Below are 12,136 nucleotides of genomic sequence, written 5' to 3'. Positions count from 1 at the left end.
AAATAGGTCACTGGTCTTTCCTTCAAAAGGCGTATCGCACCTGTGGCGCGATACGCTGAACTTTTTTCTGCCCGCGTCTAGTGCGCGTCCCTCGACTCGATCTTGGGCAGGGTGGTGAACTGGTGGAACGGCGGCGGAGAGGAAAGGGTCCACTCCAGCGTGGTCGCACCATCACCCCACGGATTGTCACCGGCCACGCGCTTCTTCCGGATGGCTTCCCAGGTTGCGTAGAAGAACACGATCATCGCAACGAAGGTGATGTAGTAGCCGATGGAGGAGACACGGTTCCACAGGGCGAAGGCATCCGGGTAGTCGATGTAACGACGCGGCATGCCGGCCAGTCCCAGGAAGTGCTGCGGGAAGAAGATCAGGTTCACACCGATGAACATGATCCAGAAATGCAGCTTGGCCAGGAACTCGGAATACATGTAGCCGAACATTTTCGGGAACCAGTAATACCAGCCCGCAAACATCGAGAACACGGCGCCCAGCGACAGCACGTAGTGGAAATGCGCCACCACGTAATAGGTGTCGTGCAGCAGACGGTCTGCGCCCGCATTGGCAAGCACCACGCCGGTCACACCGCCAACGGTGAACAGGAAGATGAAGCCGATGGCCCAGAGCATGGGACTGCGGAAGGTGATGGACCCACCCCACATCGTGGCGATCCAGGAGAAGATTTTCACCCCTGTCGGCACCGCGATAACCATGGTGGCGGCCACGAAGTAGCGCTGGACATCGAGGCTGAGGCCGGTCGTGTACATGTGGTGGGCCCACACGACGAAACCGACAAAGCCGATCGCCACCATGGCATAGGCCATGGCCATATAGCCGAAGACCGGCTTGCGGCTGAAGGTAGCCACGATATGGGAGACCATGCCAAAGCCCGGAAGGATCATGATGTACACTTCGGGATGCCCGAAGAACCAGAACAGGTGTTGGTACAGAACCGGGTCACCGCCGCCCTCCGGCGAGAAGAAGGTCGTGCCGAAATTGCGGTCGGTCAGCATCATCGTGATGGCGCCGGCCAGCACCGGCAGGGCCATGAGCAACAGGAACGCGGTCACCAGAACGGACCAGGCAAAAAGCGGCATCTTGTGCAGCGTCATGCCGGGAGCACGCATATTGAGAATGGTGGTGATCAGGTTGATGGCGCCCAGGATAGAGCTGATGCCGGCAATATGGATCGAGAAGATCACGAAGTCGGTTGCCGGACCGGGATGGCCGGACGTTGCCAGCGGCGGATAGGCCGTCCAGCCGCCGCCAAAACCGAGAGCGCCGGCCGGTCCCTCGAAGAACATGGACAGCACGAGCAGCAGCAAAGCCGGCGGCAGCAGCCAGAAGGCGATGTTATTGATCCGCGGGAAAGCGGTATCGGGCGCACCGACCATCAACGGAGCGAAGTAATTGGCGAAACCACCCATGGTCGCCGGCATCACGGTGAAGAACACCATGATCAGCGCGTGGGCCGAGACGAACACGTTGAACATATGCTTGCCGGCATCGAGCGCGGCATCGCCGTCAACGCCATAGGCCATGGCGGCAAGGCCGTGGAATATCTGGATGCCCGGCTCCTGCAGTTCCAGGCGCATCGCGCCCGAAAGCAGGCCGCCGATCACGCCGGCGACGATGGAGAACACCAGGTACATGATACCGATGTCCTTGTGGTTGGTCGAATAGACCCAGCGGCGCCAGCCCGAGGGGTTGCGATGGTCGTGGCTGGCGTGGTCGTGCCCGGTCGCCTGGGCTTCGAGGTGCGCGGTATTTGCCATTTTCTGTTCCTCTGACCCTAGATCTTACAACGCCGGCAGCACGGCGGCTGCAGTCGCATAGTCGCGGCTTTCAGTGAAGGCCGTGATGAAGGCTTCATATTCTTCCGCGCTGACAACGCGCACCGCGATCGGCATATAGGCGTGGTCCTTGCCGCAAAGCTCGGAGCACTGACCATAATAGATGCCGGTCTCGCGGGCATTGAACCAGGTCTCGTTGAGACGGCCGGGAACCGCGTCGATCTTGATGCCGAAGGAAGGAACGGCGAAAGCGTGGATCACACCTGAGGGGCTGGCGGTAATCAGCATGCGGACGGTGGTATGAACCGGAACGACCAGTTCATTGTTCACCGCCAGCAGACGCGGTTGACCGGGCTTGAGCTCGGCAATCTCGTCGTCCGACAAAATGTTGGAGTCGAAGGCCACGCCTTCATCGACATATTCATAATTCCAGTACCATTGCTCGCCCGAAGCCTTGACGGTGAGGCTGGCGGCCGGGACTTCAACCTCGCCCATCGAAAAGACGTTGGTGCCCAGATATTTGCGCTCGCCATCCGGCAGGGTCAGCTGGTCGGACAATACGCCGAAGGAGGGAATGGCGATCACGACCAGGATCAGGATGGGCACCACGGTCCAGATCACTTCGACCAGCGTATTGTGGGTGAAGCGCGCCGGCACCGGATTGGCCTTGGCGTTGAAGCGCACCATGACGATGACCAGCAGCACCAGCACCAGGACCACGATGAAGGAGATCGACCACATCAGGATGCCATCGTGGAACGCCACGACCGAATCCATGATCGGCGTCACCGATTCCTGTAGATGGAACTGGCCCGGCTCTGGATGGCCTTTGCCGACGGCCTGGGCCGCCGCCACGGATGGCATCAGCGCCAGCGCGACCGCCGACACGGCCCCCAATTTCCTAAAGAACTGCCCGGTCACCATATACCCCCTATCGACATGTTCTGGCGGCTCGCACCGAGGGAGAATGAGGGGATTTTCTGCGGCATAGCTAACGCCGCCCCGACTCAACTTCGGAGCGCAATACTCATCCCGACCTAAATCACATTGCATTGTCCGAGTCTATTGCGGCCTTGGACACATTCGCTGCGGCAAATTGCAGCCGCCCATTTGCCGCCTCGCCTCACCAGCGCCGCACTTTCCCCCGAGAACAGGCCGGATTTCGGGGGTTTGGTTGACAGTTTCAGGCCTCTGCGGAAACTATTCAACCCATCAGGACGCGGCCGATTCGGCGGGAGAAGTGATAGAGTGACAGTCTGGGCAAAGCGGCTTGGCGCACTTGGCGCGATTGTTTTGGGCCTCGCGGCAGTTCCCGCAGCGGCGCAAGGCACGATCCGGGGCGAATATGGCGACTGGCAGATGAGCTGCGACACCCCTCCGGGCGCCAGCTCCGAGCAATGCGCCATCATTCAGAACGTAATGGCCGAGGACCAGCCCAATGTGGGCCTGTCGGTCATCATGCTGCGCACCGCGGACCGCCAGGCGCGGCTGCTGCGTATCCTGGCGCCGCTGGGCGTGCTCCTGGTGCGCGATGGGCCGGATGGCAGCCTGATCCCCGGCCTCAGCCTAACCGTGGACGAAACCAATCTCGGTTGGGTACCCTTCGTGCGCTGCCTGCCCAATGGCTGCGTGGCGGAAGTGGTCATGGACGATGCGCTCGTCGAGACGTTGTCCGATGGCGAGATCGCCTATTTCATTGTTTTCAAAACGCCTGAGGAAGGCATCGGCATCCCCGTTTCGCTTGACGGCTTCGCCGAAGGTTTCGCCGCCCTTCCCTGACCCGATCCGGCAGGACCAGATGACCGAAGACAATAGAGGCTCACGACGGCAGCGCACCCTCAAGGGCGGCAAGATCGTTTTCAACGACGGCTTCTCGACCTTCGACTGCACCATCCGCAACATATCCGATGGCGGCGCCAAGCTGCTGGTGGCCAGCCTGGTCGGCATCCCGCAGCGCTTCCAGCTCGCCCTCGATGACGGGCGCCGGTTTGAGTGCGAAATGACCTGGCACCATGACGGCGAAATCGGCGTGAAATTTCTGTAGGATATTTCCGGTGTCCAAAGCCGAAAGGGCCAGCCGCACCACCGGCTGACCCTTTTGGCTTGCTTTTGAGGCAATGGATTAATTGGTTTCAGCCTGGCCCGGCTTGCGGCGATTGAGAAAACGCGGACGGCGCGCGGCCTCGGCGGCGAGTTTGCGGCGTGGGGTCGGACTGCCCAGCATGACGCCATCGACCTGCTGTCCATAGGGCAGATAGGACCCGTCGCCAGCCTTGATGAACAGCGGCAGCCGGAGCTTCTTGCCCCAGTTCTGCCATTCGGCCACGACGTTGTGGTTGCCTTCTTCCTCGAACACTTTGTAGTTCAATTCGGCATCGGAATGGACCAGTTCGATGGCGCTGGTGAGCAAACCGTCTTCCGAAATGCTGGTGGCGACGGCGACGCCGATGAATTCGGTGACCGGGATCTTGATCTTGACCGCCACGCCGCTCTGTTCGAGCTGCTTGCGGACGGTGACGGTCTTCACCGGATCCTTGGGGCCATTGTCGTTGGCAGCCACAAACCGCCGCTCGGCAAGAGCGGGGCGGCCGAAGGCCAGAACCACCGATGAGCCTTCCATCGCAACGCCATGAACCATTTTAGATGCCTTCCTGTAACTTCGAGAGCAGCTTTTTCGCTCTTCGTTTGTGAGGCCAATCTAACGCGTCCCCTTACCTGCCCCCTTAATCGGTTCGGTTAAGTTTATGTTGTTTTTGGAGAGGGTTAGCAGGGTATTGCACCTAGTCAGAACCGGTTAACCCCATCGCTTGGCAGCCTGTTTACCTTCACAATTGCCGGCAGGGATGGCCCGAGGCGGCGTGGCACTTGTCCAAATGCCGCGCCAAGCCTAAAAGCCCCACCATGCCGGCATTCGCCCCACCTTTTTCCGATGACCTGGAATTGCTTCGCTCCACCGCGGTGGCAGCGGGCATCATCGCCTCGAGCTATTTCCGCAAGGATGTGAAGTCCTGGACCAAGGAGAATTCCTCTCCGGTCAGCGAAGCCGACATTGTCGTGGACCGCTTCCTCGCCGCCAGCCTGTTGCAGGCCCGGCCCAGCTATGGCTGGCTCAGCGAGGAAACGGTGGACAATCCGAGCCGGCTCGATTGCGAGCGGGTTTTCGTGGTGGACCCCATAGACGGCACCCGGGCCTTTCTGCGCGGCGAGGACTATTGGACCATCTCGCTGGCAGTGGTCGAAAACGGCGTACCGGTGGCCGGAGTGGTCTATGCTCCGGCCCGGGACGAAATGTATGATGCCTATCGAGGCGGCGGCGCGCGCCTCAACGGCCAGCCTCTGGTGCGGACCAGGCGCGCCGGCGCACCGCCGCTCATTCCGGCGCCGGGCGCCGTGCATCAGGAAATGCAGGCGGCGGGACTTCATTATACGCGCGGTCCCGCCTATCCTTCATTGGCCTATCGGCTGGTGCAGGTGGCCACGGGCAAGCTCGACGCGGCAGTGGCGCGCCGGGGTTCACAAGACTGGGACATTGCCGGCGCCGCAACCATCCTCGCCGAATCCGGGCTGGATTTTGCCGATGTCTGTGTGGGTTTTCCGCAATTCAACAGACGGGACGTGCGACATGGGGCGCTTGCCGCCTTGAGCGACATGAGCCTAAAACCACTCGTCCACGCGGCTCTGCTCAAGGTTTACGGCTGCCCGCCGGAAACCGGCGCCACGACGACGAACGAAATGCCTGATCCGTGAATGGGAAATGACCAATGGCTGAAGCGACCGAAAAGCAACTTTTGCATCTGGTGATTGGCGGCGAATTGTCGAGCCTGGATGGCGTCACCTTTGCCGATCTCGACAAGGTCGATATCGTCGGCGTCTATCCCAATTACGCCGCGGCTTACAATGCCTGGAAGCAGAAGGCGCAGATGACCGTCGACAGCGCGCAAACCCGCTATTTCATCGTCCACCTGCACCGTCTGCTCGATCCCGAGGCAGTGGCCGACTGATCAGGCGGTGAGCGCCGCCAGAACCTGATCGAGCGCGCCGGCACCGCCGATACGCTGACGGCCAATGGCGCCGAGGCGCTCGCGCTCCTCGGGCGAGGCCAGCAGGCGCGACAAAATTTTGGCCAGGGCCTCGGGCTGGCCGGGCACGGCGATGCGGGCCTCGCCGAACAATTTCTGTTCATCGAGGAAGCGCGATTGCCGATCCTTAGGGCTGGTCATGTGGATAACCGGCTTGCCGAGCCCCAGCGCCTGCACGCTTGCCGTACCCGCCTGGGAGAGGACGATATCCGACACATCCAGCGCATTGCCCATGGCCCGGCCGCGCAGCAGGTGCACGACGAGCGTGCCGTCGCCCAGGCTTCCAAGGTCGTCGCCCTCGGTGCTGAGGATGTTGCCGCGCTTCAAGCCGGCGGCCTCGGCCAGGTCCTCGGTGCGCACGTCACCGGCCACCGCCAGGAAAATATCGGGCCTGGTCTCGACAGGCAATTGCCGAAGCGCCGCGATCTGGCGGGCAAAATTGCCGACCGTTTCGCCGCGGCTGCCCGGCAACAGCGTTATCGCCTGCCGTTCCGTCCGGCGGCTGGCCGCGTCATAATCGCCGTGCGGGATCGTATCCATCATCAGATTACCCGGCGCCGAGGCATCGATACCGGACTGACGCAACATTTCCGCCAGATTATCCGCCCGGCAAAATACCTTGGCGCAGGTCTTGCCGAGCACGAAGCGCTCGGCGGCAGAATAGAGCCGTCCGGCGCCGGTCTTGTAACAATCGATATAGAACAGGCCCTTATGCCCGGTAAGCCAGGCGAGAAGCGGCACCATCACATCCCCGACCACGACGATGCGGTCATAGCGATCACGAACGGAGCGCATGAATTTCAGGGCCGGCGGCACCATGGCCAGCCCGCCCTTGGCGAGGTCGCGGCGGAGAGACCCCTTCGCTGTCCGCGCCCCGCCGGAATCGAGGCTCGCCCGGGGGCCGACCACGGGACAGATGCCACCATAGGCATTGCCGCTGCCGACCACCGGATAGGCGTCCACGGAATAGAGGGGCGTCAGGCGGGTCGCGAGGGCGGCGGCGATCCAATCTTCGCCATGACCATTGGAGATGATGAGGAAGCGCTGATGCGTCGCCGCCTCGCTCATGATCAATTACCCCGGCCGAAACGCTCGAAAGCGGTATGGGCGGCGACGGCGTCGGCATAGGGTTCCTGCCGGTCAACGCTCCAGTAGAACAATTCATCGAGCGGGACGGGCTTGCCGGTGATGGCGCAGCGCACGAAGCTGCCGGGCTTGAGCACGACATAATCGCCGTCGAGATAACGCAATGTAGCTTCGGCGGGTACAAATCCCTTGTCGAAGATGTTCATGCCGCAGCTCCTTCCGCATCCGACCGGATATAGCGAAGAGGAAAGCCTGTCAAAAGAGGCTTTCCTGCGATCCGCCATCCGATGGCGGCCTCGCAGCCTTGCGGCGGAGAGGCGCGCCGCCCACCGCCGCGTCGACTTCGCCTTCCGCCAGGACGATGTGCAGGGCGTCGCCCGGTGCCAGCGACGCGGCCCGCGTCACCACCTGCCCCTGATTGTCCTGCACGATAGCATAGCCCCGCGCCAACACATTCCGGTAACTCAAGGTGTCCAGAAGCTTGCCCAATTGCTCCAATTGCTGGCGACGGCTAGTGGTCATCTGGACACCTGCCCCGGCGAGCCGGCTGGCGATCGGGGCCAGTTGATTGCGGGCGTGACGGAGTTCGGCGTGCAACGGCTGCGGGCGCAGCCGCGGCGCCAGCCTGCCCAATGCCGTGTGCTTGCGCTCGATTGAGGTCGCGGCGGCGATGGGTAATTGCCTGGAGCAGGGATCGAACTTGAGCCGGGCCCGATCCACATTTTTGACCAGGCCGCTCGCCCCGTTCCGCCCCAGATTGTCCAGCCGCTCCTTGAGTTCAGCGTAACGCTGGCGCACCAGCCGTGGCTGCAAGGCAGCGGCCAGGCCGGAATAGTCCACACGGCGGCCCTGCACGAAATGGCGCAGCGCACCGGTCAGCATGCTCGCGGCCAGGTCCAGACTTTGGCGCTGCGTCGCCGCCAGGTCGGACGGGCGCGGCAGGCCGGCGCTGGCCGCGCGCAGCCGATCGCGCAAACTCGCCAGACTGCGCCTTGCCGCCTGGCGCTGACGCAATCCCTGGTCCTCGACATAAGCGATGAGCTCCGATCGCACAGGCACGGCCGCCTCGGCGGCCGCCGTCGGCGTCGGCGCGCGCATATCGGCAGCGTAATCCACGAGCGTCGTATCGGTCTCGTGGCCAACCGCCGAAATAACCGGAATATCCGAAGCGGCCACGGCACGGACCACGGCTTCCTCGTTGAACCCCCACAGGTCTTCGATAGAGCCGCCGCCTCGCGCCACGATCAGCAGATCGGGGCGCGGGATCGCTCCCCCTGCCGCGAAGGCGTTGAAGCCCTCGATGGCATTGACCACGTCGGGAGCGCAGGTCTCGCCCTGCACCCGCACCGGCCATACCAGCACATGGCTGGGGAAGCGGTCTTCCAGGCGATGCAGAATGTCGCGGATCACAGCGCCGGTCGGCGAGGTGATGACGCCGATCACCCGCGGCAGATAAGGCAGCGCCTTTTTGCGCTCGCGGGCGAAAAGTCCTTCCTCCAGCAGCTTCTTTCGCCGCTCTTCCAACAGCGCCATCAGCGCGCCGGCGCCGGCCGGCTCGATATTGTCGATGACGATCTGATATTTGGAGGAGCGCGGAAAGGTGGTCAGCCGCCCGGTGGCGATCACTTCGAGCCCTTCTTCCGGCTTGAAGGACAGGCGGGCATAATTGCCTTTCCAGACCACGGCATCGATGCTCGCGGCTTGGTCCTTTAGGGTAAAATAGGCGTGACCGGACGAGTGCTGCCCACGAAAGCCGGAAATCTCCCCGCGCACCCGCACATGCCCGAACTCGTCCTCCACCGTCCGCTTCACAGCCTGGGCGATTTCGGAAACGGTGAATTCAGTGGCGTTGGTCAATGGCTGGGACATTCGCTTCTGCTGCTTCAAAGGAGGGCTTCGGGTCAAGCGCCTACCAGACCCAATCGGCCAAAAATGCCAGGGTCAGCACGATGCCGACATAGTGATTGTTCTTGAAACGGATCAGCGCATTATCCGCCATGTCGGGATCGAGCGTCCAGAGCTGCCAAGCCAGCAAACCCGCGGCAATCAAGGAAAGTGCCGAAAACAGCCAACCGCTTCCAGCACTGATAGCGGCTATGTTCCAAAGCAGGAACGCACCGGCATAGAGCACAGCTACAGCGGGCCGGACATTCTTGCCGAAAAGGCGCGCCGTAGACTTGACGCCCACCAGCGCATCGTCCTCCACGTCTTGCAAGGCATAAATGGTGTCGTATCCGATGACCCAGAGGATAGTGCCGGCATAAAGCATGACCGGCGCCCAGGCCAGGCCCCCGGTCTGGCTGGTCCAGCCGACAAGCGCCCCGTAGGAAAAGGCCAGGCCGAGAAAGAATTGTGGCCACCAGGTGACCCGCTTCATGAACGGATAGATGGCCACGAGCACCAGGGAGGCGACGCCGGCCCAGACGGTGAAGCGATTGAACTGGAACAGGATCGCCGACGCCAACAGGGCCTGGGCAAGAAGGAAATACAGCGCCTCACGCGCCGTCACCTGGCCCGAGGGAATGGGTCTGGAGCGTGTGCGGGCCACCTGCATGTCAATGTCGCGGTCAACGATGTCATTGAATGTACAACCGGCACCGCGCATCAGCACCGCGCCGAAAAACATGAGGATCGCGGCCCACCAGTGAAAGCCGCTTTCAGGTTGCGCCAAAGCCGCCAGACCGATGCCCCAGGCGCAGGGCCAGTATAGCAGCCAGAAGCCGATGGGCCGGTCCCACCGCGCCAGGCGGCCATAGGGCTTGATGGCTTCCGGAGCGTAGCGGTCCAGCCAGTTCGCGCGCTGTGCGTCGGAAACAATGCCGTTGGATTGGCTCATGACATGGCCTCGCGTCTGGACAGGCGACCGCAGCCCGGCGAGCGCGGGATGAAGTCTTCCACAGGATCACTGGAGGTCTACTGCGTTTCGCTCAATTAGAGTAGACCTTGCCGCGAGCTAATCGAACCAGCGGCCGGAACGCCATGCCCCGCAGTCACGCCAGTCTCCAGCGCCTCTATGTCGAACCGGACCTCGCAATGGGAACGGCCCTGACGCTCAACAAGGACCAATCGCTTTACCTTGCCGCCGTGCTGCGCAAGAGCGTCGGCGACGAAGTGGTCTTGTTCAATGGCCGCGACGGCGCCTGGCTATGCAGTCTTACCGGCGATTCGAAAAAATCGGTGACGCTGGACATTGTCGAGAGGATCGCGGCCCAGACCACGCCATCCGATCTCTGGTACGGCTTTGCTCCGCTCAAGAACGAGCGGCTGGACTATGTGATCCAGAAAGCGGTGGAGATGGGGGCGGGCACGATCCAGCCGGTCAGCACGCAGTTCACGCAGGTGCACCGTCTCAAGCCGGAGCGGCTCGCCGCCAATGCCGTCGAAGCCGCCGAGCAATGCGAAGTGCTGACGGTGCCGACAATCGCGCCGGAAACCAGCCTCGACCGGCTGCTCGATGGCTGGACCGAGTCTCATGGGACGCGCAAGCTGATCTTTGCCGACGAAAACGAAAGCTCCGGCTCGCCGCTCTCGGTGTTGCAGGAGCTCAAAGGTCAGCGGATCGGCCTGCTCATCGGACCGGAAGGCGGATTTTCGGAGGCGGAGCGTACGAAACTGCGCGCTTTGCCCTTCGTCGTTCCTATCAGTCTCGGCCCGCGAATCCTGCGTGCCGACACCGCAGCGGTGGCCGCCATGGCAATTATTCAGGCCACCATCGGCGATTGGCGATAAAAGGCGATTGCTTTCCGCCTTGCGCTCGCTATTTTCGCGCCGCACCTTATTCGCCTCAACCAAGAGGACTACATGGCCGGCGCCGACACATCATCGCCCCTCATCGCATCGCGGGCAGACCTGATCGAGGCCATGGAACGCGGCTCCAAGCCCGCTGACCAGTGGCGCATCGGCACCGAGCACGAAAAGCACGTCTTTCACACCAATCCGTTGCGCCCCGTCGCCTATGAGGGCGAGAACGGCATCCGGGCATTGCTGGACGGCATCGAGAAGGAAACCGGCTGGCACCCCTTCTATGACGGCGAGAACCCGATCGGCCTGCGCAATGACGAAATCGCCGGGGGCATTTCGCTGGAGCCGGGGGGGCAATTCGAGCTTTCCGGCTCGCCAATGTCCGACATTCACGGCACCGCCGCCGAACTGGCCGAACATATGCGCGTGTCCAAGAAGGTGGCGGCGCCGCTCGATATCCATTTCCTCGGGCTCGGCGTCACCCCGATCTGGTCGGTGGATGAAATCGAAACCATGCCCAAGTCGCGTTATGCGATCATGACCGATTATATGGGCAAGGTCGGCAGTCTCGGCACCTCGATGATGTATCGTTCGGCCACGGTGCAGACCAATCTCGACTTTGCCAGCGAGGCCGACATGGTCAAGAAGCTGCGGGTGTCGCTGGCCCTGCAGCCCGTGGTCACGGCGCTCTTTGCCAATTCGCCCTTCGCCGATGGCCGCGACACCGGCTATCTCAGTTTCCGCAGCCATATCTGGCTCAATACCGACAATGGGCGCACCGGCATGCTGCCCTTCGTCTTCGAGGATGGTTTCGGCTTCGAGCGCTACGCCGACTATGCGCTGGACGTGCCGATGTATTTCATCATTCGCGACAAGCAATATATCAATGTCGCCGGCGAGAGCTTCCGTGATTTCCTCGCCGGGCAATTGCCGCAATTGCCCGGCGAGAAGCCGACGATCAAGGATTGGGAAGACCATCTCTCCACCATCTTCCCGGAAGTGCGGCTCAAGCAATTCCTTGAAATGCGCGGCGCCGATATGGGCGACGAGGCCCATGTCGTGGCGCTGTCGGCGTTCTGGACCGGCCTGCTCTATGATGAGATTTCATTGGAGGCCGCCTGGGAACTGGTGAAGAACTGGACCGAGGAAGATCGCGATTATCTCCGCCGCGAAGTGCCGCGCCTGGGCCTTGCGACGCCATTTGACCGCTCCAGCATTTTCGATGTCGCCGCGCAGACGGTCGGCATTGCCGAAGCCGGGCTCGTCCGCCGCAACCGTCGCGACGCCAGGGGCCGTGACGAAACGGTCTATCTGTCTCCGCTGGAAGAAACCATCCGCACCGGCAAGTCTCCCGCCGAGCGTTGGCTGGATAAATTCCGTGGCGAATGGAATGGCGATATCCTGCCGATCTTCAGCGAGGCGGAGCTTTAGGTTTTCCCG

Annotated in this window: 13 protein-coding genes; 6 read left to right on the top strand and 7 right to left on the bottom strand. The window is 62.2% G+C overall.

The window, feature by feature from the left end; translation table 11 throughout:
- Positions 1–77 precede the first annotated feature (77 nt).
- Together ctaD and coxB are read right to left on the bottom strand one after the other, a co-directional pair.
- Positions 78–1,772, bottom strand: coding sequence for a cytochrome c oxidase subunit I (gene ctaD / locus O9Z70_RS02775; protein ID WP_286020976.1), 1,695 nt, complete (start codon positions 1,770–1,772; stop codon positions 78–80).
- Positions 1,773–1,796: 24 nt separating this feature from the next.
- Positions 1,797–2,678 carry a cytochrome c oxidase subunit II gene (coxB, locus tag O9Z70_RS02770; protein ID WP_286020975.1) on the bottom strand — a complete coding sequence of 294 codons (882 nt, stop codon included), beginning with the start codon at positions 2,676–2,678 and terminating at the stop codon, positions 1,797–1,799.
- 360 nt (positions 2,679–3,038) lie between these two features.
- On the opposite strand from coxB, the gene O9Z70_RS02765 reads away from it, so the two are divergent.
- Together O9Z70_RS02765 and O9Z70_RS02760 are read left to right on the top strand one after the other, a co-directional pair.
- Positions 3,039–3,569: an invasion associated locus B family protein gene (locus tag O9Z70_RS02765; protein ID WP_286020974.1), complete on the top strand. Its 531-nt coding sequence runs from the start codon at positions 3,039–3,041 to the stop codon at positions 3,567–3,569.
- A 19-nt stretch (positions 3,570–3,588) separates the two neighbouring features.
- The gene (locus tag O9Z70_RS02760) at positions 3,589–3,834 is read left to right on the top strand and encodes a PilZ domain-containing protein (RefSeq protein WP_286020973.1); all 246 of its coding nucleotides are present in this window, start codon (positions 3,589–3,591) and stop codon (positions 3,832–3,834) included.
- Between the two features lie 78 nt (positions 3,835–3,912).
- Here O9Z70_RS02760 and O9Z70_RS02755 read toward each other — a convergent pair whose 3' ends face one another.
- Positions 3,913–4,428, bottom strand: coding sequence for a DUF6101 family protein (locus O9Z70_RS02755; RefSeq protein WP_286020972.1), 516 nt, complete (start codon positions 4,426–4,428; stop codon positions 3,913–3,915).
- Between the two features lie 263 nt (positions 4,429–4,691).
- On the opposite strand from O9Z70_RS02755, the gene O9Z70_RS02750 reads away from it, so the two are divergent.
- Complete coding sequence (locus O9Z70_RS02750) at positions 4,692–5,537, top strand: 3'(2'),5'-bisphosphate nucleotidase CysQ (RefSeq protein ID WP_286020971.1); 846 nt, start codon at positions 4,692–4,694, stop codon at positions 5,535–5,537.
- A gap of 14 nt (positions 5,538–5,551) precedes the next feature.
- Positions 5,552–5,791: a DUF4170 domain-containing protein gene (locus O9Z70_RS02745; protein WP_286020970.1), complete on the top strand. Its 240-nt coding sequence runs from the start codon at positions 5,552–5,554 to the stop codon at positions 5,789–5,791.
- Here O9Z70_RS02745 and O9Z70_RS02740 read toward each other — a convergent pair whose 3' ends face one another.
- From O9Z70_RS02740 to ubiA, 4 genes are read right to left on the bottom strand one after another with little or no spacing between them, the layout of a single operon-like run.
- Positions 5,792–6,937, bottom strand: a complete 1,146-nt coding sequence (locus tag O9Z70_RS02740; protein ID WP_286020969.1) for a glycosyltransferase family protein — start codon at positions 6,935–6,937, stop codon at positions 5,792–5,794.
- A 2-nt stretch (positions 6,938–6,939) separates the two neighbouring features.
- Positions 6,940–7,161, bottom strand: coding sequence for a DUF2093 domain-containing protein (locus tag O9Z70_RS02735; protein ID WP_286020968.1), 222 nt, complete (start codon positions 7,159–7,161; stop codon positions 6,940–6,942).
- A gap of 49 nt (positions 7,162–7,210) precedes the next feature.
- Positions 7,211–8,824, bottom strand: coding sequence for an exodeoxyribonuclease VII large subunit (xseA, locus tag O9Z70_RS02730; RefSeq protein ID WP_286020967.1), 1,614 nt, complete (start codon positions 8,822–8,824; stop codon positions 7,211–7,213).
- 40 nt (positions 8,825–8,864) lie between these two features.
- On the bottom strand, positions 8,865–9,791 hold the full coding sequence (ubiA, locus tag O9Z70_RS02725) for a 4-hydroxybenzoate octaprenyltransferase (RefSeq protein WP_286020966.1): 927 nt from the start codon (positions 9,789–9,791) through the stop codon (positions 8,865–8,867).
- A 143-nt stretch (positions 9,792–9,934) separates the two neighbouring features.
- On the opposite strand from ubiA, the gene O9Z70_RS02720 reads away from it, so the two are divergent.
- Both O9Z70_RS02720 and O9Z70_RS02715 read left to right on the top strand, forming a co-directional pair.
- Entirely contained in the window at positions 9,935–10,684 is a 750-nt protein-coding gene (locus O9Z70_RS02720; protein ID WP_286020965.1) for a 16S rRNA (uracil(1498)-N(3))-methyltransferase, read from the top strand.
- A gap of 72 nt (positions 10,685–10,756) precedes the next feature.
- Complete coding sequence (locus tag O9Z70_RS02715) at positions 10,757–12,127, top strand: glutamate--cysteine ligase (protein WP_286020964.1); 1,371 nt, start codon at positions 10,757–10,759, stop codon at positions 12,125–12,127.
- The last annotated feature ends 9 nt before the right edge of the window (positions 12,128–12,136 follow it).

The sequence above is a fragment of the Devosia sp. YIM 151766 genome (assembly GCF_030285925.1).
Lineage (GTDB): Bacteria > Pseudomonadota > Alphaproteobacteria > Rhizobiales > Devosiaceae > Devosia.
Note: the sequence above shows the minus strand (reverse complement) of the source record. Positions and strands in the feature narration are given on the sequence as shown.

What these genes read in the sequence shown, in the direction of transcription:
- ctaD (WP_286020976.1), bottom strand. Translation starts at nt 1,772, where the DNA reads ATGGCAAATACCGCGCACCTCGAAGCCCAGGCGACCGGGCACGACCAC.
- O9Z70_RS02760 (WP_286020973.1), top strand. Translation starts at nt 3,589, where the DNA reads ATGACCGAAGACAATAGAGGCTCACGACGGCAGCGCACCCTCAAGGGC.
- O9Z70_RS02755 (WP_286020972.1), bottom strand. Translation starts at nt 4,428, where the DNA reads ATGGTTCATGGCGTTGCGATGGAAGGCTCATCGGTGGTTCTGGCCTTC.
- O9Z70_RS02750 (WP_286020971.1), top strand. Translation starts at nt 4,692, where the DNA reads ATGCCGGCATTCGCCCCACCTTTTTCCGATGACCTGGAATTGCTTCGC.
- O9Z70_RS02745 (WP_286020970.1), top strand. Translation starts at nt 5,552, where the DNA reads ATGGCTGAAGCGACCGAAAAGCAACTTTTGCATCTGGTGATTGGCGGC.
- O9Z70_RS02740 (WP_286020969.1), bottom strand. Translation starts at nt 6,937, where the DNA reads ATGAGCGAGGCGGCGACGCATCAGCGCTTCCTCATCATCTCCAATGGT.
- O9Z70_RS02735 (WP_286020968.1), bottom strand. Translation starts at nt 7,161, where the DNA reads ATGAACATCTTCGACAAGGGATTTGTACCCGCCGAAGCTACATTGCGT.
- xseA (WP_286020967.1), bottom strand. Translation starts at nt 8,824, where the DNA reads ATGTCCCAGCCATTGACCAACGCCACTGAATTCACCGTTTCCGAAATC.
- ubiA (WP_286020966.1), bottom strand. Translation starts at nt 9,791, where the DNA reads ATGAGCCAATCCAACGGCATTGTTTCCGACGCACAGCGCGCGAACTGG.
- O9Z70_RS02720 (WP_286020965.1), top strand. Translation starts at nt 9,935, where the DNA reads ATGCCCCGCAGTCACGCCAGTCTCCAGCGCCTCTATGTCGAACCGGAC.
- O9Z70_RS02715 (WP_286020964.1), top strand. Translation starts at nt 10,757, where the DNA reads ATGGCCGGCGCCGACACATCATCGCCCCTCATCGCATCGCGGGCAGAC.